At 72.9% G+C, this 18,611-nt stretch carries 20 protein-coding genes; 17 read left to right on the forward strand and 3 right to left on the reverse strand.

Annotated elements, in window-relative coordinates:
• Positions 1–34 precede the first annotated feature (34 nt).
• The 7 genes from JI742_RS01390 (at position 35) to JI742_RS01420 (ending at position 6,141) form a co-directional block, all read left to right on the forward strand.
• A complete protein-coding gene (locus JI742_RS01390; protein ID WP_201823269.1) occupies positions 35–958 on the forward strand; it encodes a branched-chain amino acid transaminase in 924 nt (307 codons plus the stop codon).
• Positions 959–1,001: 43 nt separating this feature from the next.
• Positions 1,002–1,223 carry a zinc-finger domain-containing protein gene (locus JI742_RS01395; RefSeq protein WP_201823271.1) on the forward strand — a complete coding sequence of 74 codons (222 nt, stop codon included), beginning with the start codon at positions 1,002–1,004 and terminating at the stop codon, positions 1,221–1,223.
• Between the two features lie 16 nt (positions 1,224–1,239).
• Positions 1,240–1,824, forward strand: a complete 585-nt coding sequence (locus JI742_RS01400) for an MOSC domain-containing protein (RefSeq protein WP_201823273.1) — start codon at positions 1,240–1,242, stop codon at positions 1,822–1,824.
• Positions 1,821–2,630 carry a ChaN family lipoprotein gene (locus JI742_RS01405; RefSeq protein WP_201823275.1) on the forward strand — a complete coding sequence of 270 codons (810 nt, stop codon included), beginning with the start codon at positions 1,821–1,823 and terminating at the stop codon, positions 2,628–2,630. The genes JI742_RS01400 and JI742_RS01405 overlap by 4 nt, the downstream gene beginning before the upstream one ends.
• An 84-nt stretch (positions 2,631–2,714) precedes the next feature.
• Positions 2,715–3,599, forward strand: coding sequence for a 23S rRNA (adenine(2030)-N(6))-methyltransferase RlmJ (locus tag JI742_RS01410; RefSeq protein ID WP_201823278.1), 885 nt, complete (start codon positions 2,715–2,717; stop codon positions 3,597–3,599).
• A 38-nt stretch (positions 3,600–3,637) separates the two neighbouring features.
• Positions 3,638–5,410, forward strand: coding sequence for an MFS transporter (locus tag JI742_RS01415; protein ID WP_350309615.1), 1,773 nt, complete (start codon positions 3,638–3,640; stop codon positions 5,408–5,410).
• Between the two features lie 32 nt (positions 5,411–5,442).
• Complete coding sequence (locus JI742_RS01420; RefSeq protein ID WP_201826272.1) at positions 5,443–6,141, forward strand: CAAX prenyl protease-related protein; 699 nt, start codon at positions 5,443–5,445, stop codon at positions 6,139–6,141.
• A 13-nt stretch (positions 6,142–6,154) separates the two neighbouring features.
• Here JI742_RS01420 and JI742_RS01425 read toward each other — a convergent pair whose 3' ends face one another.
• On the reverse strand, positions 6,155–6,694 hold the full coding sequence (locus JI742_RS01425) for an adenine phosphoribosyltransferase (protein ID WP_201823282.1): 540 nt from the start codon (positions 6,692–6,694) through the stop codon (positions 6,155–6,157).
• Between the two features lie 56 nt (positions 6,695–6,750).
• Positions 6,751–8,760: a cation:proton antiporter domain-containing protein gene (locus JI742_RS01430; protein WP_201823286.1), complete on the reverse strand. Its 2,010-nt coding sequence runs from the start codon at positions 8,758–8,760 to the stop codon at positions 6,751–6,753.
• Between the two features lie 107 nt (positions 8,761–8,867).
• Here JI742_RS01430 and JI742_RS01435 point away from each other — a divergent pair, with 107 nt between their 5' ends.
• From JI742_RS01435 to JI742_RS01450, 4 genes are read left to right on the forward strand one after another with little or no spacing between them, the layout of a single operon-like run.
• Positions 8,868–9,893 carry a KpsF/GutQ family sugar-phosphate isomerase gene (locus JI742_RS01435; protein WP_434057624.1) on the forward strand — a complete coding sequence of 342 codons (1,026 nt, stop codon included), beginning with the start codon at positions 8,868–8,870 and terminating at the stop codon, positions 9,891–9,893.
• Between the two features lie 25 nt (positions 9,894–9,918).
• Positions 9,919–10,518, forward strand: coding sequence for a KdsC family phosphatase (locus JI742_RS01440; protein WP_201823288.1), 600 nt, complete (start codon positions 9,919–9,921; stop codon positions 10,516–10,518).
• On the forward strand, positions 10,515–11,339 hold the full coding sequence (lptC, locus tag JI742_RS01445) for an LPS export ABC transporter periplasmic protein LptC (protein ID WP_201823290.1): 825 nt from the start codon (positions 10,515–10,517) through the stop codon (positions 11,337–11,339). The genes JI742_RS01440 and lptC overlap by 4 nt, the downstream gene beginning before the upstream one ends.
• Positions 11,336–12,127: an SDR family oxidoreductase gene (locus JI742_RS01450; RefSeq protein WP_201823293.1), complete on the forward strand. Its 792-nt coding sequence runs from the start codon at positions 11,336–11,338 to the stop codon at positions 12,125–12,127. Before lptC ends, JI742_RS01450 begins: the two co-directional genes overlap by 4 nt.
• Before the next feature lie 122 nt (positions 12,128–12,249).
• Here JI742_RS01450 and rbp read toward each other — a convergent pair whose 3' ends face one another.
• A complete protein-coding gene (gene rbp, locus JI742_RS01455; protein ID WP_201823295.1) occupies positions 12,250–12,810 on the reverse strand; it encodes an RNA-binding regulator in 561 nt (186 codons plus the stop codon).
• Between the two features lie 441 nt (positions 12,811–13,251).
• Here rbp and JI742_RS01460 point away from each other — a divergent pair, with 441 nt between their 5' ends.
• The 6 genes from JI742_RS01460 to JI742_RS01485 all read left to right on the forward strand — a co-directional run bounded on the left by JI742_RS01460 (position 13,252) and on the right by JI742_RS01485 (position 18,523).
• The gene (locus tag JI742_RS01460; RefSeq protein WP_201823297.1) at positions 13,252–13,425 is read left to right on the forward strand and encodes a hypothetical protein; all 174 of its coding nucleotides are present in this window, start codon (positions 13,252–13,254) and stop codon (positions 13,423–13,425) included.
• A 303-nt stretch (positions 13,426–13,728) separates the two neighbouring features.
• Positions 13,729–14,490, forward strand: coding sequence for a sulfite exporter TauE/SafE family protein (locus JI742_RS01465; protein ID WP_201823300.1), 762 nt, complete (start codon positions 13,729–13,731; stop codon positions 14,488–14,490).
• 96 nt (positions 14,491–14,586) lie between these two features.
• Positions 14,587–16,092 carry an alpha/beta hydrolase gene (locus JI742_RS01470; protein ID WP_201823303.1) on the forward strand — a complete coding sequence of 502 codons (1,506 nt, stop codon included), beginning with the start codon at positions 14,587–14,589 and terminating at the stop codon, positions 16,090–16,092.
• Positions 16,089–16,913: an ABC transporter ATP-binding protein gene (locus tag JI742_RS01475; protein ID WP_201823306.1), complete on the forward strand. Its 825-nt coding sequence runs from the start codon at positions 16,089–16,091 to the stop codon at positions 16,911–16,913. The genes JI742_RS01470 and JI742_RS01475 overlap by 4 nt, the downstream gene beginning before the upstream one ends.
• 24 nt (positions 16,914–16,937) lie before the next feature.
• Positions 16,938–18,143, forward strand: coding sequence for an ABC transporter permease (locus tag JI742_RS01480; protein WP_201823307.1), 1,206 nt, complete (start codon positions 16,938–16,940; stop codon positions 18,141–18,143).
• Between the two features lie 128 nt (positions 18,144–18,271).
• Positions 18,272–18,523: a DUF2061 domain-containing protein gene (locus JI742_RS01485; RefSeq protein WP_201823308.1), complete on the forward strand. Its 252-nt coding sequence runs from the start codon at positions 18,272–18,274 to the stop codon at positions 18,521–18,523.
• The last annotated feature ends 88 nt before the right edge of the window (positions 18,524–18,611 follow it).

An 18,611-nucleotide genomic window follows, 5' to 3' on the forward strand; every position in this document is an offset into this window, starting at 1 on the left:
ATCCGGCGTTTTTCCAGGTTTCGGAAGGTTTCCCATGTCGATGCACGACCGTGACGGCAAGATTTGGATGGACGGCCAGATGGTCGAGTGGCGCGACGCCAAGGTCCACGTCCTCACCCACACCTTGCACTACGGCTGTGGCGCCTTCGAGGGCGTGCGCGCCTACGACACGGTGAACGGCCCGGCCATCTTCCGCCTGCGCGAGCACACCGAGCGCCTGTTCAACAGCGCCAAGATCCTGCGCATGAAGGTGCCCTTCTCGGTCGAGCAGGTCGAGCAGGCCCAGCTCGAAGTGGTCAAGGCCAACGGCCTGAAGAGCGGCTACATCCGCCCCCTGGTGTGGCTGGGCTCGGAGAAGCTGGGCGTCAACCCGCGCGGCGCGCAGGTGCACCTGATGGTGGCGGCCTGGCACTGGGGCGCCTACCTGGGCGAGGAAGGCCTCAAGCGCGGCATCCGCGTCAAGACCAGCAGCTACACCCGCCACCACGTCAACATCACCATGACGCAGGCCAAGGCGGTGAGCAACTACACCAACTCCATCCTGGCCAACCTCGAAGCGACCGAGGACGGCTACGACGAGGCCCTGCTGCTCGACAGCGCCGGCTTCGTCAGCGAGGGCGCGGGCGAGAACCTCTTCGTGGTGAAGAAGGGCGTGATCTACACGCCCGACCTGTCGGCCGGCGCGCTCAACGGCATCACCCGCAACACCATCTTCCACATTGCCAAGGACCTGGGCCTGGAGATCGTGCAGAAGCGCATCACGCGGGACGAGGTCTACATCGCCGACGAGGCCTTCTTCACCGGCACCGCCGCCGAAGTGACGCCGATCCGCGAGCTGGACCGCCTGGACATCGGCATCGGCAGCCGCGGCCCCATCACCGAGAAGATCCAGAGCGCCTTCTTCGACATCGTGAACGGCCGCAACCCGAAGTACGCCGAGTGGCTGACTGCGGTCTGAAGCCGGCCCCAACCCTTCCCTCCCCATCGTTCGAGAGGCCCCGATGAGCACTGCCACCTCCAGCACGCCCAAGGCGGTCGTCGAAGTCGGCGCGGCCGAGCTGCACGGCCCGGGCGTCGTCTTCTGCCCCAATCCGAAGATGCCGCTGTGGAGCAACCATCCGCGCGTCTACCTGGACGTGGCCTCCACCGGCGAGGCGCGCTGCGCCTACTGCGGCACGGTCTACCGGCTGAAAGCCGGCGAGACGCTGCACGGCCACCACTGAGCGCGACGGCCGCACGATGGCAAGCACCGGGCAGTTGCGGAGCGTCAACGTCGCCAGCACCCGGCTGCTGCTGGCCGGCGGCCGCAGCGTGCTCAGCGGCATCCGCAAGCGGCCGGTCGAGGGCCGGGTGGCGGTGCAGCCCCTGGGCCTGGGCGGCGACGAGCAGGCCGACCTCTCCGTGCATGGCGGCCTGTCCAAGGCCGTCTACGCCTACCCGGCCGAGCACTACCTCCTGTGGCAGACCATGCGCGCCCAGGCCGGCGCCGCCGCCTGGGGCGAGGCCTTGCCGCATGGCGCGATGGGCGAGAACCTGACGATCACCGGCCTGCTGGAGGCCGAGGCCTGCGTCGGCGACCTGCTGCGCTTTCCCGACTGCGCGCTGGCGGTGAGCGAGCCGCGCCAGCCCTGCTTCAAGTTTGAGGCGGTGATGGGCTTCAAGCAGGCCGCCAAGATGATGGTGCAGTCCGGCACCTGCGGCTTCTACTTGGCCGTGCGCGAGCCGGGCACGATCGCGGCCGGCGAGACTTTCGAGATCGTCCCCGGCCCGCGCCAGGTCACGATCCGGGAGCTTTTCCTCGCGGTGCGGATCAAGCACCGATGAACGCCCCGAGCCCCCTGTCCTTCCTTCGCGCGACCGGCCTGGCCCTGCTGTTGGCCGCCGGTCCGGTCTCGGCCACCGTGCTGCCGTCTGCGCCCGACTGGCCGCGGGCCGACTGGCTGCTGCTGGGCGAGGAGCACGATGCCCTGGCCCACCAGCAGCTCTCGGCCGCCGTGGTCGAGCGCCTGGCCGCACAGGGCCGGCTGGCCGCGGTGGCGCTGGAAATGGCCGAGGCGGGCCGCAGCAGCGCCGGCCTGCCGCGCGACGCCGACGAGGCCCGTGTCCGCGAGGCCCTGGCCTGGAACGACGCCGGCTGGCCCTGGGCCGCCTACGGCCGCATCGTCATGGCCGCGGTGCGGGCCGGCGTGCCGGTGCATGGCGCCAACCTGCCGCGCAGCCGCATGCGCGAGGCCATGGGCGATGCCGCGCTCGACGGCCGCGTGTCCGACAGCCTGCGCGCCCGGCTGCAGGACGATGTGCGCGCCAACCACTGCGACCTGCTGCCCGCCGCCCAGTTGCCGGGCATGACGCGCATCCAGATCGCCCGCGACCTGGCGATGGCCGACACCCTCGTCCGGCTGCGCGAGCCCGGCCGGGTCGTGCTGCTGGTGGCCGGCAGCTACCACGTCGACCAGCGTCTGGGCGTGCCCTTGCACCTGCCGCGCGAAGGCCGCGCCGAATCCGTCCGCATGGCGGCCGGCCAGCCGGCCGACGGCGCGCAGCCCGAGGGCTACGACCGGCTCTGGCCGACCCCCGCCCTCGACCGGCCGGCCGACCCCTGCGCCGAGCTGCGCAAGCCGCGCGGCTGAAGCCTGCCGATTCCCGCCGGGCTGCCCGGGCCTGCCCGCGGGCGGCCGGCGGCGCGGCCCGCTCCCCTTGTCCGGATTCCCACCATGCTGGCCTACCGACACGCCTTCCACGCCGGCAACCATGCCGATGTGCTGAAGCACCTGGTGCTCGTCCAGGTGCTTCAGTACATGAACCAGAAGCCGCGGCCCTACACCCTGATCGACAGCCATGCCGGGGCCGGCGCCTATTCGCTGGGCAGCGCCGAGGCGCGCAAGAAGGGCGAGGCCGAGCTCGGCATCCACCGCGTGCTGGCGCACAAGGCGCGGCACAAGCCGCCCGAGGCGGTCGAGCGCTACCTGGAGCTGCTGCAGGCCTTCAACCCCGGCGGCGGCCTGGGCCGCTACCCCGGCTCGCCCGAGATCGCGCGCATGCTGCTGCGCGAGGACGATCCGCTGATGCTCTATGAGCTGCATCCGACCGATGTCGAATCGCTGGCCCGCCACCAGATCGACCGCCGCCTGACCCGGGTGCACCGGGCCGACGGCTTCGCCGCGCCGCGTGCCCACCTGCCGCCGCCCTCGCGGCGCGCGGTGCTGGTGATGGACCCGTCCTACGAGACGCGCGGCGACTACCCCAAGGTGCTGGCCGCCGTGCGCGAGACGCTGCAGCGCTTCCCGGAGACGGTGATCCTGGTCTGGTATCCGCAGGTGCAGCGGGTCGAGGCGGCCGAGCTGCCGCGGCGGCTGAAATCCGCCATCGAGGCCCTGGGCAAGGCCGGCGCCGGCGGCAAGCCCCTGGGCTGGCTGCATGCCCGGCTGACCGTGCAGGCGCCCGATGCGCAGGGTTTCGGCCTGGCCGGCAGCGGCGTCTTCCTGGTCAATCCGCCCTGGACCCTGCACGACGAGCTCAAGTCCAGCCTGCCCTGGCTGGCCGCCGCCCTGGCGCAGACCGACACGCCCAGCTACGTGCTGGACCACCGGGCGGTGTAAGGCCGGGCGCCGCCCCCCCGCCCGCAAGGAGTCGCCCCGTGGCCTTCACCGACCCCTTCGCCCTGCTGGGCCAGCGCCGCTTCGGGCCCTTCTTCTGGACGCAGTTCGCCGGAGCGGCGAACGACAACCTGTTCAAGTTCGCGCTCACCGTGCTGGTGACCTACCAGGTGCAGGTCGCCTGGCTGCCGCCGGCGATGGCCGGGCTGGTGATCGGCGCGCTCTTCATCCTGCCCTTCGTGCTGTTCTCGGCAAGCAGCGGCCAGTTGGCCGACAAGTACGAGAAGGCCGCGCTGATGCGCCGGACCAAGGACCTGGAGCTGCTCATCATGGCCCTGGCCGCCTGGGGCCTGCTGGCCGAGCAGTTGCCGCTGCTGCTGGCCTGCATCTTCCTGATGGGCTTGCAGTCCACGCTGTTCGGGCCGGTCAAGTTCGCCTACCTGCCGCAGCACCTGAGCCCGGCGGAGCTGACCGGCGGCAACGGCATGGTCGAGATGGGCACCTTCGTCGCCATCCTGCTCGGCAACCTGGCCGGCGGCCTGCTGATCGACGGCCCGCAGGGGCCGCTGGCGGTGGCCGGGGCCTGCCTGGTCGTGGCGGCCCTGGGCCGCTGGAGCGCGCAGCGGGTGCCGTCCTCGCCGGCCGCCGACCCGGGACTGCGGATCCGCTGGAACCCGCTGAGCGAGACCTGGCGCAATCTGCAGCAGGCGCGCGGCGATGCAGTGGTCTTCCGCTCCCTGCTCGGCATCTCCTGGATGTGGTTCTACGGCGCGGTGCTGCTCAGCCAGTTCCCGGCCCTGGCCAAGGAGGTGCTGCGCGGCGATGCCGGCGTGGCCTCGCTGCTGCTGGCGGTGTTCTCGGTGGGCATCGGCCTGGGCGCCCTGCTCTGCGAGCAACTGAGCCGCAAGCAGGTGGAGATCGGCCTGGTGCCGCTGGGCGCGATCGGCATGAGCGTCTTCGGCATCGACCTTTACCTGGCCACGCGCGGCTTCGCCCCCGGCCCCGGCCCGCTGCGGGATGTGGCGGGCTTCCTGGCGACGCCCGGCGGCTGGCGCGTGCTGGCCGACCTGGCCCTGCTCGCAGCGGCCACCGGCCTCTACAGCGTGCCCATGTATGCCCTGATCCAGTTGCGCTCGCCGCCCAGCCACCGGGCGCGGATCATCGCGGCCAACAACATCCTCAATGCCCTGTTCATGGTGGCCAGCAGCCTGTTGGCCGGCGCCCTGCTGGCGGCGGGGGCCAGCTTGCAGGAGCTGATCCTGGCGACGGCGCTGCTCAATGCGCTGGTGGCGGGCGCGGTCTTCGTCTGCGTGCCCGACTACCTGCTGCGCCTGGCGGTGCTGGTCGCGGCCCGGCCGGTCCACCGCCTGCGGGTGGAGGGCGCGGAGGCACTGCCAGCCACCGGCCCGGCCCTGCTGCGTGTCCCGGCGCTGGGCCCGCTCGGCCCCCTGCTCTTGCAGGCCCTGGGGCCGCGGCCGGTGCGCTGCCTGGTCGATGAAGCGGCGCTGGCGCGTCCGCTGCTGGGCCGACTGCTGCGCCTGGCCGGCGCCCTGGACGGCCGCCGCATCGACGACCGCCTGCGCGACGAGGCGGCCCTGCACGCAGCCCTGGCCCAGGGCGAGCTGGTCGCCGTCTTCGAGGCGGACGCAGCCGCCGCGGCCGTATGCGAAAGCGCTGCGGCAGACCTTCCCGTCTTCCGCCTGCGGCGCCTGGGCGCCGGGCCGGCCGCCGGCCCGGCGCGCCTGGGCGAGCGCATCGGCTTGCAGGTAGAAAGCTGCGCGTCACCGGGCCCGCACGCGGGGCTGGCAGACTGAGGCCTTCCCGCGTCCCCCGCCCTCCTCCGCCCATGGCCCTGCCCCTTTCGCCCGAAGCGCGCGTCCGCATCCTGCCCTTCGCGGCTTTCATGCTCGTGCTGGCCCTGCGCGGCCAGTTGCCCGAGGAGGGCCTGGTCGCCGGCCTGCCGGTGGCCACCGTCAGCGGCCTGCTCTACGGCCTTCAGGCCGGCCTGGCCGCGCTGCTGCTGGCCTGGGGCTGGCGTCATTACAGCGAGCTGCGCGGCCCGGCTGCCCGCATGGCCGCAGGCGACTGGGGCCTGGCGGTGGCGGTGGGCCTGGCGGTCTTCGGCCTGTGGATCGGCCTGAACGAGCCGTGGATGCGGCTTGGCGAGCCCAGCGCCGGCTTCCGCGCCCACGATGCCGAGGGCCGGCTGCAATGGGAGCTGATCGCCCTGCGCTGGGCCGGCGCGGCCCTGGTGGTGCCGCTGATGGAGGAGCTGTTCTGGCGCGGCTACCTGATGCGCTGGATCGAGCGCGCCGACTTCCTGCATGTCGAGGTGCGCACGGTCGGCGCGCGGGCGGTGCTGCTGTCGACCGGCGTCTTCACCCTGGCCCACACCGAATGGCTGGCGGCCGTGCTGGCCGGCCTGGCCTATGCGCTGCTCTACCGCCAGACCGGCAAGCTGTGGACGGCCGTGGTCGCCCATGCGGTGACCAATGGCGTGCTCGGCCTCTGGGTGATCCAGCAGGGCGCCTGGCAGTACTGGTGAGCCGCGGCGGGCCTCAGTGCCCGTCGAAGCTGACGAGGGTGTGCAGGGCCAGGCCTTCAGCGCGCAGCCGCGTGCTGCCGCCCAGCTCGGGCAGGTCGACGATGGCCGCGCCCTCGATCACGGTGGCGCCCAGGCGCTCCAGCAGTTTCTTGCCGGCCAGCATGGTGCCGCCGGTGGCGATCAGGTCGTCGACCAGCACGACCCGGTCGCCGGGCTTGACGGCATCGGTGTGCAGCTCGACGGTGGCCTCGCCGTATTCGAGCGCATAGGACTCCTCGACCGTGTCGAAAGGCAGCTTGCCCTTCTTGCGGATGGGCACGAAGCCGATGTTGAGCTCATAGGCCAGCACCGCGCCGAGGATGAAGCCACGCGCGTCGATGCCGGCGATCGCGTCCGGCCGCGCATCGAAGTAGCGGTGCACGAACTGGTCGATCAGCACGCGGAAGACGCGCGGGTTCTGCAGCAGCGGCGTGATGTCGCGGAACTGCACGCCCGGCACGGGCCAGTCGGGCACGGTGCGGAGGGTCTGGCGGATCAGGTCGCGGTCGTCCATGGCGGGCTGGGGTGGAGAAAGTAGCCGCGCGGCGCGCGGCAGGACAGGGAGCAGGCTCAGGCCTTGGAGAGCTTCTCCTCGGCCAGGGCCAGGGCCTCGGGCCGGCCGGAGAGCACCAGGGTGTCGCCGCCGCCGAATTGCAGATCCTCTTGCGGCCGCAGCACCGCGCCTCCCTGGCGGCGGATGGAAACGATGGACACGCCCAGCACGGCCAGGCCGGCGGCTTCCAGCGGCTGGCCGGCCAGGCGGCTGGCCAGCGGCAGGCTGACGGTGGCGAGGCGGACCTGGCCCTGGTCCTCGCTGCTGTCGTCGTCGGCGCCGTGGAACCAGCCGCGCAGCAGGCCGTAGCGCGCCTCGCGCTGGGCCTGTACCAGGCGCAGCACGCGGCGCACCGGCACGCCGACCAGGGCCAGCACCTGCGAGGCCATCATCAGCGAGCCTTCGATGGCCTCGGGCACGACCTCGGTCGCGCCGGCGGCGCGCAGCTTCTCCAGATCGGTGTCGTCGATGGTGCGAACGACCACCGGCACGCGCGGCGCATGCTCGCGCACGAGCTGCAGGATGCGCAGGGCCGAGGCGCTGTCGTGGTAGCTGACGACCACGGCCGTGGCCCGCGCGAGGCCGGCGGCCATCAGGCTCTGGAGCCGGGCCGCATCGCCGAAGACCACGCTCTGGCCGGCGGCGGCGGCCTGGCGGACGCGGTCGGGGTCCAGGTCCAGCGCCATGTAGGGGATGGATTCGCTGTCGAGCATGCGCGCCAGGTTTTGGCCGCTGCGGCCGTAGCCGCAGATGATCACGTGGGCCTCGGTGCGGATCGAGCGCTTGGCGATGGTGGTGAGCTGCACCGACTGCATCAGCCAGTCGCTGGCGGCCAGCTTCATCACGATGCGGTCGCTGCGCTGCACGATCAGCGGCGTGGCCAGCATGGACAGCACCATGGCCGCGAGCACCGGGCTTTCCAGCCGCGCCGGCATCAGGCCGGCCTCGGCCGCCAGGGCCAGCAGCACGAAGCCGAACTCGCCGGCCTGGGCCAGGTAGAGGCCGGTGCGCAGCGCGGTGCCGGACGGGGCGCCGAAGGCCCGCGCCAGCAGGGTCACCAGGCCGAACTTGAAGAGCACCGGCAGCGTGGTCAGCAGCGCGACGATGGCCCAGTGCTCGGTCACCACCCGCCAGTCCAGCTTCATGCCGATGGTGATGAAGAAGAGGCCGAGCAGCACGTCGTGGAAGGGCCGGATGTCGGTCTCCACCTGGTGCTTGTATTCGGTTTCGGCGATCAGCATGCCGGCGACGAAGGCGCCCAGGGCCAGCGAGAGCCCGGCATGCTCGGTCAGCCAGGCCAGGCCCAGGGTGACGAGCAGCAGGTTCAGCACGAACAGCTCTTCGCTGCGGCGGCGGGCGACCATCGTCAGCCACCAGCGCATCACACGCGGCCCGCCGACCAGCAGCAGGCCCAGCAGCACGGCGGCCTTCAGGCCGGCCAGGCCGAGCGCGCGGGCCAGGTCCTCGGCGCCGTCGGGTTGCAGCTCGCCCAGGGCCGGGATCAGCACCAGCAGCGGCACCACGGCCAGGTCCTGGAAGAGCAGCACGCCCATCACCCGCTTGCCGTGCTCGCTCTCCAGCTCCAGGCGTTCGGCCATCAGTTTGACGAGGATGGCGGTGGAGCTCATGGCCAGCGCCGCCCCCAGGGCCAGGGCATGCGGCCAGCCCAGGCTCCAGCTTCGGCCCAGCAGGGCCAGGCCCCAGGCCAGACTGGCATTGAGCATCAAGGTGGCCAGCATGGTCAGGCCGACCTGCGACAGGCCCAGGCCGAAGACCAGGGTGCGCATCGCGCGCAGCTTGGGCCGGTTGAATTCCAGCCCGATCACGAACATCAGGAAGACGACACCGAATTCGGCCAGGTAACGGATGCCGGCCGAATCCTTGGCCAGGGCCAGCGCATTCGGCCCGATCAGCACGCCCACCGCCAGGTAGCCCAGCATCGGCGGCAGCTTCAACAGGCGGCAGGCGACCACGCCCAGCACGGCGGCCACCAGGTACAGCAGGGTCAGGTCGAGGGTGGAGGCCATGCAGCTCAGCAGGTCCGCGCAGCCGGCGCGACAGGGAAGGAAGAAAGCGAAGCGCACTGCGGCCGACCGCAGCGGCTTGCAAGAAGGGCGCCACCTAGAATGAGCCGATGCTACCGAACGATGAGGCACGCGCCGGAGATTGCCCCGCCGCCGGCGAGCGCGCCGTCCAGGCCGGCATGCGCGCGCTGGGCATCGAGGCCCAGGCCCTGCTGAAGCTGCAAGCCGGGCTCGGCCAGGCCCCGCAGGCCGGCGCCTTCGCCGCCGCAGTGGCCACCGTGCTGGCCTGCCGCGGCCGGGTGGTGGTGATGGGCATGGGCAAGAGCGGCCATGTCGGCCGCAAGATCGCCGCGACCCTGGCTTCCACCGGCACGCCGGCCCTGTTCGTGCACCCGGCCGAGGCCAGCCATGGCGACCTGGGCATGGTCACGGCCGCCGATGTGGTGATCGCGATCAGCAACTCCGGCGAAAGCGACGAACTGAACGTGATCCTGCCCGTGCTCAAGCGCCAGGGCGTGCCCCTGATCGCGATGAGCGGCCGGCCCGATTCGACCCTGGCCCGCCATGCCAGCACCGCCCTGTCGACCGCGGTCGAGCAGGAGGCCTGCCCGCTGAACCTGGCGCCCACGGCCAGCACCACCGTGCAGATCGCCCTGGGCGATGCCCTGGCCGTCGCCCTGCTGGAGGCGCGAGGCTTCCGCGAGGAGGACTTCGCCCGCTCCCATCCCGGCGGCGCCCTGGGCCGCAAGCTGCTGCTGCATGTGCGCGACCTGATGCGCGCCGGCGAGGCCGTGCCGCGCGTGGCGCCGGACACGCCCTTCACCACCATGCTGCGCGAGATGAGCGCCAAGGGCCTGGGCTTCACCGCCGTGGTCGATGCCGACGGAAGGCCGCGGGGCGTCTTCACCGACGGCGACCTGCGTCGCCTGATCGAGAAGGGCGGCGACTGGCGCGGCCACCGGGCCGAGCAGCTCATGCATGACGCGCCGCGCAGCATCCGCGACGATGCGCTTGCGGTCGAGGCGGCCGGGCTGATGGAGGCGCACCGCATCACCAGCCTGCTGGTCGTCGATGGCGGCGGCCTGCTGGTCGGCGCGATCAACACCAACGACCTGATGCGCGCCAAGGTCATCTGAGGCCGGCGCCTACCCTGAGCTGTCCATGTCCACCCTGCCCCGCCCGCTTCGCCCCACCCTGCGCTTTGCGCCCGAGCTGCTGCTGGCGGCCCAGGGCCCGGCCGGCACGCTGCGTGCGGCCCTCTTCGATGTGGACGGCGTGCTGACCGACGGCAGCGTCTGGATCGCGGCCGAGGGCGAGACGATCAAGCCCTTCTCGGTGCTCGACGGCCATGGCCTGAAGCTGCTGGCGCGCGGCGGCATCGAGCCGCTGATCGTGACCGGGCGCGACTCCGCCGCCGTGCGGCGCCGGGTCGCCGACCTGGGTCTGCAACACGCCGTCTACGGCGCCGGTGACAAGCTGGCGGCGGCCGAGGCCCTGCTCGGCCGCCTGGGCCTGGACTGGTCCGAAGTCGCCGCCATCGGCGACGACTGGCCCGACCTGCCCCTGCTGCTGCGCGCCGGCTTCGCCGCCTGCCCGCCCGGCGCCCATGCCGAGGTGCGCGCGGCCGTACACCACATCACCGCGGCGGCGGGCGGCCAGGGGGCGGCGCGCGAGCTCTGCGACCTGCTGCTGATGGCCGCCGGCCGCTATGCCGGGCTGCTGCAGGGCCATTTGGGCACGCTGGACGGAAGCGCCCGATGAACCCGCCGCGCGGCGGCGAGGCCGCGCCGCCCGATCTGCCGCTCGGCGACGAAGCCGACGAGGCCCCCTTCGCCGAGCTGCGTCCCCTGGCCCCGCTGCGCCGGCGTGAAGCCCGGCCCGGCCCGGCCGGCCCCTGGCCGCTGCGGCTCTATGCCCGCGCCTGGGAGGCCCTGCTCGGCTCGCTGCCGGTGGTGCTGATGGCCCTGCTCGCCGGCCTGAGCTGGTGGCTGGTCCGCAGCACGCCCGACCCCGAGGCGGCCGAGCCCGCGCGCGCCCTGCGGCATGAGCCCGACTACACCATGCAGCGCTTCGCGATGAGCGCCTATGCCCCCGACGGCCGGCTGCAGACCCGCCTGTCCGGCGAGGAATTGCGGCATTTCCCCGACACCCGGACGGTCGAGATCGACGCGATCCGCCTGCTCGGCTTCGAGGGCGAGGGCCAGTTGCTGCGCGGCCGGGCCGAGCAGGGCTGGGGCCTGCAAGACGGCAGCGAACTGCGCATGAAGGGCAAGGTGCTGATTCAACGTGAGCGCACACTCTCGCCGGATGGCGCGGCCGGAGACGCGGACCCGGGCCGCCTGGAGTTCCTCGGCGAGGAGCTGGAGGTCTTTCCCGACCGAAAGACCCTGCGCAGCCGCCTGCCCGTGACCTTCCGCGACCGGCGCAGCGAGGTGCAGGCCGGCACCCTGGACTACGACCATGCCCAGCAGGTGGCGGTGCTGGGCGGGGGCGTGCGCGGTCGCTTCCTGGCGCCGGGCGATCCCGGCCGGCTGGCGCCGGCCGCCCAGGCCGAGGCACCGGCGTCGGCCGCCCTGCCATGAGCCCGGCGCACGACGCCCGCCCGCTGGTCTGCATCACCGGGGCCTCCAGCGGCATCGGCCAGGCCCTGGCGCGGCGCTTCCATGCCGCCGGCTGGCGGCTGGCCCTGATGGCCCGCCGGGTCGAGGCCATCGAGGCCTGGTGCCAGGCCGAGGGCTGGGCGACCGGCGACTGGGCCGCCTTCGCGGCCGATGTGCGGCAGGAAGCCAGCGTGCTTGCGGCCGGCCAGGCCTGCCTGGCGCAGCTCGGCCTGCCGGATGTGGTGATCGCCAATGCCGGCATCAGCGTCGGGGTCGACACGGCCATCGCGGCCGACCTGGCCGTCTTCCGTGCCACGCTGGAGACCAATCTGCTCGGCGTGGCCGCAAGCTTCCAGCCCTTCCTCGGGCCGATGCGGGCGCGCGGAAGTGGCCGCCTCGTCGGTGTGGCCAGCGTGGCCGCCATCCGCGGCCTGCCCGGCCATGGCGCCTACTGCGCCAGCAAGGCTGGCGTGGTCGCCTATCTGGAAAGCCTGCGCGGCGAATGCCGCGGCCAGGGCGTGCAGGTGGTGACCCTGGTGCCGGGCTATGTGGCCACGCCGCTGACGGCGCGTAACCCTTACGGCATGCCCTTCCTGATATCGGCCGAGGCCTTTGCGGAGCAGGCCTTCCGGGCCATCGCCCGGGGCGACAGCTACCGGGTCATCCCCCGGCCCATGGGCGTGGTGGCCAAGCTGCTGCGTCTGCTGCCGAATCCGCTGTTCGACCGCCTGCTCGCCGGCCGCGGTCGCAAGCCGCGCCAGGCCGACTGAGGCCGAAGGGGCAGACGCCGCATCTGCCGGGCGCCGATCGCCCATGCAAAACGGCGGCCGAAGCCGCCGTTGTCTTGCGTGTCGGGGCCGGGCGCTAGTCGCGCAGGCCCCGGGGCATGCGATCAGTAACCGCCGCCGCCACCACCGTAGCCGCCACGGCCACCGCCGCCGCCACCGTAGCCGCCGCGGCCACCGCCGCCGCCTTCACCGCGGCCACCGCCGCCGTAGCCACCGCCACCGCCGCCGTAGCCGCCACGGCCACCACCGCCGCCGCCTTCGCCACGGCCGCCGCCGCCATAACCACCGCCGCCACCGCCACCGCCGTAACCGCCGCCACCACCACCACCGTAGCCGCCGCCACCGCCGCCGCCTTCACGCGGGCCGCGGTTGAAACCGCCGCCGCCGTAGGGGCCGCGGAAACCGCTGGGACGCTCTTCGCGGGGACGGGCTTCGTTGACCACCAGCGGGCGACCCGACAGCGGCTGACCGTTCATGCCCTGGACGGCCGATTGAGCTTCGGCATCGCTGCCCATCTCGACAAAACCGAAACCCTTGGAGCGACCGGTGTCGCGATCCATCATGACCTTGGCGGAGGTCACCGAACCAAATTGCGAGAACGCTTCGAGGAGTTCCTCGTCGCGCACCGAGTAGGCCAGATTGCCTACGTAAAGCTTGTTGCCCATGGAGAGCGCCTTTCAACCAACTTCAAACAATCATCTCGGTACCAGTCGGTACCCCTCGAGCCTGTGATGGAGCTATGACCTGTCGAGACCGCCACGCCGTTGTGAGAGGGGAGAAGAGAGGGCGCCCAATCCAAGCCGTCGCATTATTGGAGCAACTGCACCGTTTGGGCGAGCGATCTGCGCTTGCAAGGCGCACAAAGTGTTGTTTCGGGGGCGAGAGCGGGGGCTTCGCCAAGGCCCGCATCCGGGGCAACCCTGGGTCATGGCGTTCCCGGCGCGCGCCGGGAACTTGTCCCGGATTTCTGCGATCCTCGGGCTGCTGCGCTTGTGGACATGTCCTGAGACTTCTAGTCTCCGAAGGTGCGGTGGAACGGCTTGCCGGACCGCTTGCGCTCTCGAGTGTCCCCAGGACGCCGCGATTCAACCCAACGAGGAGACCCCATGCTGAAGACGACGCTCGCCCTGCTCATGTCCCTGACCTTTGCCGCCGGCGTGATGGCCCAGGGCAAGGAAACCGGTCGTGACTGGACCAAGATCGACACCAACAAGGACGGCTACATCTCGCCCGAAGAGATGGCCGCTTGGCTGAAGGCCAACCCCGGCCCGGGCAAGTAATCCGGCCAGCGACTGCGGTCGGGCCGCGGTCGCCGTCAGATCAGGGTTAGACCCGGTCGGCGGCGACCCTCCTCGCTCCTACAGTGCGCGCACTCGCGGCGGCGCAAACCGCCCAGCGGGGGATCGAGGAGACACAAACAGTCGCAACCCTGCGACCCGGTGATGACGGCCCAGACCGCGCACCCCCAGCCGCCCATCCACAGGGCGGCTGACGAGAAAGCACCGGCACCCTCGGTGCTTTTTTGTTTTCCGGTCCGGCGACACTCGGCGGCTCTACGCGCCCCCCGCCCCCCGCCTGTCCGCATGTTCGATGCCCCGATCCTGATTGCCGCGGCCCTGGCGGCCGGCTTCGTCGATGCCATCGTCGGCGGCGGCGGCCTGATCCTGGTGCCGGCCCTGTTCAGCGTGTTTCCGCAGGCCGCGCCGGCCACGCTCTTCGGCACCAACAAGGGCGCGGCGATCTGGGGCACGGCCTGGTCCACCGCCCAGTACGCGCGGCGCGTGCAACTGCCCTGGTCGACCCTGCTGCCTGCGGCGGCCGCCACCCTGCTGGGCAGCCTGTCCGGTGCATGGTGCGTGACGCAGATCGACGGCAGTTGGCTGCGCAAGGCCCTGCCCCTGCTGCTGCTGGGCCTGCTGGTCTACACCCTGATGCGCAAGGACCTGGGCCGCGAGCACCGGCCGCGCTGGCAGGGGCGCCGCGAGGCGGCGGTGGCCAGCCTGATCGGCCTGGCCATCGGCTTCTACGACGGCTTCTTCGGCCCGGGTACCGGCAGCTTCTTCGTCTTCCTGCTGGTGCGCCTGCTGGGCTACGACTTCCTGAATGCCTCGGCCTCGGCCAAGCTGCTGAACTGCGCGGCGAATGCCTCGGCCCTGACGCTGTTCGCGGCAACCGGCCATGTGTGGTGGGGCTGGGCGCTGGCCATGGCGGTGGCCAATGTCGCCGGCAGCCTGCTGGGCACGCGACTGGCGCTGCGGCATGGCGCGGGCTTTGTGCGCGGCATGTTCCTGGTGGTAGTCGGCGGCCTGATCCTCAAGACCGGCTGGGACGCCTGGCTGCGTTGAGCGGACGGGCCGCCGGGCGGATCGGGAGGCTTTCCCTGCCCCGGCGGTGGCCGACCCGCTGACACGGGCAAGGCGGCAACACCCAGAATTCGCGCGATGCCGCCGCGCCCCTGTCCTGCCGTCTCCGCCGCCGCCACCTGGCTGCGGGCCGGATCGCTCGCCGGGCTCCTCGCCCTGCTCTCGTCCGGTCCGGCGCAGGCGGCCGAACCGCTTGCGCTCAAGCCCTGCCGGATCCCGGGCCTGGCCACCGAGGTGCTGTGCGGCGAGCTGCGCCGCCCGCTGGACACCCGGCGCCCGGACGGCCCCTCGATCAGCCTCCACCTGGCCGTGCTGCCGGCCACGGCGCGGCGCAAGCTGCCCGACCCGGTGCTGTTCTTCGCGGGCGGACCGGGCCAGAGCGCGATCGGCCTCGCCCCCCAGGTCCAGCCCCTGCTGGCCCGGCTGAACACGCGGCGCGACCTGATCTTCATCGATGCGCGCGGCACCGGCCGTTCCTCGCCGCTGCGCTGCCCGGAGACGCCGCCCGGCGCCGCAGCCCCGCCGCTGAGCGAGCGCTTCGACCCCCTGGCCCAGTTGCCGCGGCTGCGCGCCTGCATCGCCGGCTGGGCCAGCCTGCCGCACGGCGACCCGCGCTTCTATGCCACCGCCTCGGCCACCGACGATGTGGAGGCGGTGCGGATCGCCCTGGGCCTGGACCAGCTCAACCTGGTCGGCGTGTCCTACGGCACCCGGGCCGTGCTGGACTACCTGCAGCGCCACCCCGGGCAGGTGCGGCGGGCGGTGCTGGACGGCGTCACGCCGCCCGACCAGGGCCTGCCCTACAGCCAGGCGGCCGACGGCGAGGCCGCGCTGGACGCCAGCCTGCGTGCCTGCGAACAGGACGCCGCCTGCAGCCGCCGCCTGCCCGCGCTGCGCGCGCAGACCGCAGCCCTGCTGCGCCAGCCGCCGACCGGCGTGAGCGTGCGCGACCCGCTCGACGGCCGCAGCCAGACCTGGTCGCCGCCGCCCGAGGCGCTGCGCAGCCTGCTGCGCGCCACGCTCTACAGCCCGCTCGCCGCCGCCGGCCTGCCGCATGCCCTGAGCGAGGCAGCGGCCGGCCGCTTCGAGGCCCTGCTCGGCCTGGCCTCGATGCACGGCGCCGCGCTCGGGGGCCGCAACGGCGGCCTGGCCGAGGGGCCGCATTTCGCGGTGATCTGCTCCGAGGACTTCCCGCGCGGCCCGGCGGCCGAGGCGGCCGAGCCCTACCGCAGCGTCTGTCCCGACTGGCCCCGGGCCGAGCTGTCGCCCGAGGCCGGGTCGCTACGCCCCAGCCCCGTGCCGGTGCTGATGCTCAGCGGCGGCGCCGACCCGGTGACGCCGCCGCGCCATGCGGCGCGGGCCGCCGAGGCCCTGGGGCCCAAGGTGCGGCACCTCGTCGCGCCGCACCATGGCCACGGCGTGCTGGGCACCGGCTGCGCGCGGCCGCTGCTGCACCGCTTCATCGATGCGCAGGATGAAGCCGACGCCCTCGGTCCGGCCCTGAGCCGGGCGGCCGACTGCCTGGCCGCGATGCCACGCCCGCCCGTCTTCCTGCCGCCGCAGCCCGGCGCCGCTGCGCCATGATCGTCGTCGAGGGCCTGGCCAAACGCTATGCGGCAGGGCCGCGCCGGCCGTGGTGGCGGCGTTTCGGCGGCCCGGGCGGGGTCGACGCGCCGGTGGTCGGCGTGCGCGAGGTCAGCTTCCGCGCCGAAGACGGCCGCATCACCGGCCTGCTGGGCCCCAACGGGGCCGGCAAGACCACGACGATGCGGATGATGGCCGGCCTGATCGCGCCCGATGCCGGCCGGGTGCTGATCGACGGCCGCGAGGTGCAGGCCGAGGCCGGCGTCGCGCGGGCCCGGCTCGGCGTGCTCGGCGACCCGCGCGGCCTCTACCCCCGGCTGAGCGCGCGCGAGAACATCGCCTACTACGCCGCGCTGCAGGGCCTGGGCCCGGTGGCCGCGGCGCAGCGCATCGAGGAGCTGGGCGAGACCCTGGGCCTGGGCCCGCTGCTCGACCGCCGCACCGAGGGCTTCAGCCAGGGCGAGCGGATGAAGACCGCGCTGGCCCGCGCGCTGATCCACGATCCGCCCAACCTGCTGCTGGACGAGCCGACCAATGGCCTGGACGTGATCGCCACCCGCCAGTTGCGCGCGACCCTGCGCCACCTGGCCAGCCCGGCGGGCGGCGGCAAGTGCATCGTGCTGTCCAGCCATGTGATGAGCGAAGTGGCCCAGCTTTGCGACGAGATCGTCATCGTCGCCCGCGGCCGCACCGTGGCGCGCGGCAGCGTGGCCACGCTGTGCGCGGTGGCGGGCGAGGCGGATTTCGAGGAGGCCTTCGTCCGCCTGGCCTTCGGCGAGGTGCAGCAGGACGGCATGCCGACCCTGACCCGTCCCCTGTGATGTGAGCGCACACCCTCCCGCGACATGCCTACCCGCCTTAATCCAGCCCCTGCCCCCTCGGCCCGCCTGCGCGGCGCCTGGGCGGTCTTCCGCAAGGAGTGGTTCGATGCGCTGCGCGACCGCCGCACCCTGATGACCGTGCTGCTCAGCGCGGTGCTGATGGGGCCGCTGGCGCTGTTCGCCCTGTCGAGCATGGTGGCTTCGCTGGAGAGCGCGGGCGAGCGGCGCGAGGTGCAGGTGCTCGGCCTGGCCCATGCGCCGGGCCTGGCCAACCATCTGGCGCGGCAGGGCCTGGAGGCGGTGGAAGCGCCCGCCGATGCCGAGCAGCGCCTGCGCGACCAGACCCTGAACGAGCCGGTGCTCGTCATTCCCGAGGGCGCCGAGGCCCTCAGCCAGCAGGGCGGCCGGCCGGTCTACATCCTGCTGTTCGACAGCAGCCAGCGCGCCAGCGGCGCCGCCCTGGGCCGCCTGAGCCGCCTGGTCGAGGGCTACACCCGCGAGCGCGCCACCCTGGCCCTGGCGCTGCGCGGCGTCAGCCCCAGCCTGCTGGCGCCGGCCGAGATCGAGGAGCACGACGTCTCCAGCGCCCGCAGCCGCAGCGGGCCGGTGACCGGCATCCTGCCCTTCTTCGTGATCATGGCCGTGCTCTACGGCGCGCTCGGCGCGGCGCTGGACACCACCGCCGGCGAACGCGAGCGCGGCTCGCTCGAGGCCCTGCTGGCCACGCCGGCCTCGCCGCTGGCCCTGGTGCTGGGCAAGTGGGGCGCGGTCGCGGCGGTGGCCATGCTGATCGCGCTGCTGTCGGTGCTGAGCTTCCTGCCGGCCCAGGCCCTGATCCGCAGCGACAGCCTGCGCGCCCTCTTCCAGTTCGGCGAGCGCGAAGCCGCCCTGCTGCTGGTGCTGCTGCTGCCGCTGGCGGCCAGCCTGTCGGCCCTGATGATGGCGGTGGCCATCGGCTGCAAGACGGTCAAGGAAGCCCAGGCCAGCAATGCGGTGCTGATCCTGGCGGTGTCGCTGCTGCCGCTGGTCTCGCTGTTCAACGAGGGGGGCGAGTCGGCCTGGCAGCTCGCCGTGCCGGCCCTGGCCCAGCATGTGCTGATGAACCGGGTGCTGCGCGGCGAGGCCCTGGGGCCGCTGGAGCTGCTGCTGCCGCTGGCCGTCTCGGCCGGGCTGACCCTGGCCGCCCTGGCCTGGCTGGCCGCCCGGCTGCGGCGGGCGGCGGTGCAGTGAGCGGCGGCAACCGCTGAGGACGGCATGGCCGCTTATCGCGGCGATCAAGCCGCCCGATTGGCCGGCAGCGGCCGGGCTGCCTACCATGCTCAACAAGAATCATTCTTGATGAGACCGGAGTCCTCCCCATGGCCAAATCCGCAAGCTTCGGCGTCATGCACCTCGGCATCGCCTTCGGCGTGAGCTACGCGCTCACGGGCAGCGTCACGATCGCCGGCGCGATCACCCTGGTCGAGCCGCTCGTCAACACCGTGGCCCATTACTTCTTCGACAAGGCCTGGGACAGCCCGCGGGCACGGGCCTGGCGCGCGCGGCGTGCGGCGCGCCGGGCCGACCGGTCTTCGGCGCCGGGCGAAGCGCCAGCCGCCGCCAGCGCCTGAGGCCGGGCGGCTTTCGGCTCGGGCGCCTGCCGGACCCGGTCCGGCCGCAGGCTCGGCCAGGCCGGGCGCGATCGCGCCGATGCACTGC

The organism is Piscinibacter lacus (assembly GCF_016735685.1).
Lineage (GTDB): Bacteria > Pseudomonadota > Gammaproteobacteria > Burkholderiales > Burkholderiaceae_C > Aquariibacter > Aquariibacter lacus.

Coding starts and splice junctions, on each gene's coding strand:
- JI742_RS01390 (WP_201823269.1), top strand. CDS start 35: ATGTCGATGCACGACCGTGACGGCAAGATTTGGATGGACGGCCAGATG.
- JI742_RS01395 (WP_201823271.1), top strand. CDS start 1,002: ATGAGCACTGCCACCTCCAGCACGCCCAAGGCGGTCGTCGAAGTCGGC.
- JI742_RS01400 (WP_201823273.1), top strand. CDS start 1,240: ATGGCAAGCACCGGGCAGTTGCGGAGCGTCAACGTCGCCAGCACCCGG.
- JI742_RS01405 (WP_201823275.1), top strand. CDS start 1,821: ATGAACGCCCCGAGCCCCCTGTCCTTCCTTCGCGCGACCGGCCTGGCC.
- JI742_RS01410 (WP_201823278.1), top strand. CDS start 2,715: ATGCTGGCCTACCGACACGCCTTCCACGCCGGCAACCATGCCGATGTG.
- JI742_RS01420 (WP_201826272.1), top strand. CDS start 5,443: ATGGCCCTGCCCCTTTCGCCCGAAGCGCGCGTCCGCATCCTGCCCTTC.
- JI742_RS01425 (WP_201823282.1), bottom strand. CDS start 6,694: ATGGACGACCGCGACCTGATCCGCCAGACCCTCCGCACCGTGCCCGAC.
- JI742_RS01430 (WP_201823286.1), bottom strand. CDS start 8,760: ATGGCCTCCACCCTCGACCTGACCCTGCTGTACCTGGTGGCCGCCGTG.
- JI742_RS01435 (WP_434057624.1), top strand. CDS start 8,868: ATGCTACCGAACGATGAGGCACGCGCCGGAGATTGCCCCGCCGCCGGC.
- JI742_RS01440 (WP_201823288.1), top strand. CDS start 9,919: ATGTCCACCCTGCCCCGCCCGCTTCGCCCCACCCTGCGCTTTGCGCCC.
- lptC (WP_201823290.1), top strand. CDS start 10,515: ATGAACCCGCCGCGCGGCGGCGAGGCCGCGCCGCCCGATCTGCCGCTC.
- JI742_RS01450 (WP_201823293.1), top strand. CDS start 11,336: ATGAGCCCGGCGCACGACGCCCGCCCGCTGGTCTGCATCACCGGGGCC.
- rbp (WP_201823295.1), bottom strand. CDS start 12,810: ATGGGCAACAAGCTTTACGTAGGCAATCTGGCCTACTCGGTGCGCGAC.
- JI742_RS01460 (WP_201823297.1), top strand. CDS start 13,252: ATGCTGAAGACGACGCTCGCCCTGCTCATGTCCCTGACCTTTGCCGCC.
- JI742_RS01465 (WP_201823300.1), top strand. CDS start 13,729: ATGTTCGATGCCCCGATCCTGATTGCCGCGGCCCTGGCGGCCGGCTTC.
- JI742_RS01470 (WP_201823303.1), top strand. CDS start 14,587: ATGCCGCCGCGCCCCTGTCCTGCCGTCTCCGCCGCCGCCACCTGGCTG.
- JI742_RS01475 (WP_201823306.1), top strand. CDS start 16,089: ATGATCGTCGTCGAGGGCCTGGCCAAACGCTATGCGGCAGGGCCGCGC.
- JI742_RS01480 (WP_201823307.1), top strand. CDS start 16,938: ATGCCTACCCGCCTTAATCCAGCCCCTGCCCCCTCGGCCCGCCTGCGC.
- JI742_RS01485 (WP_201823308.1), top strand. CDS start 18,272: ATGGCCAAATCCGCAAGCTTCGGCGTCATGCACCTCGGCATCGCCTTC.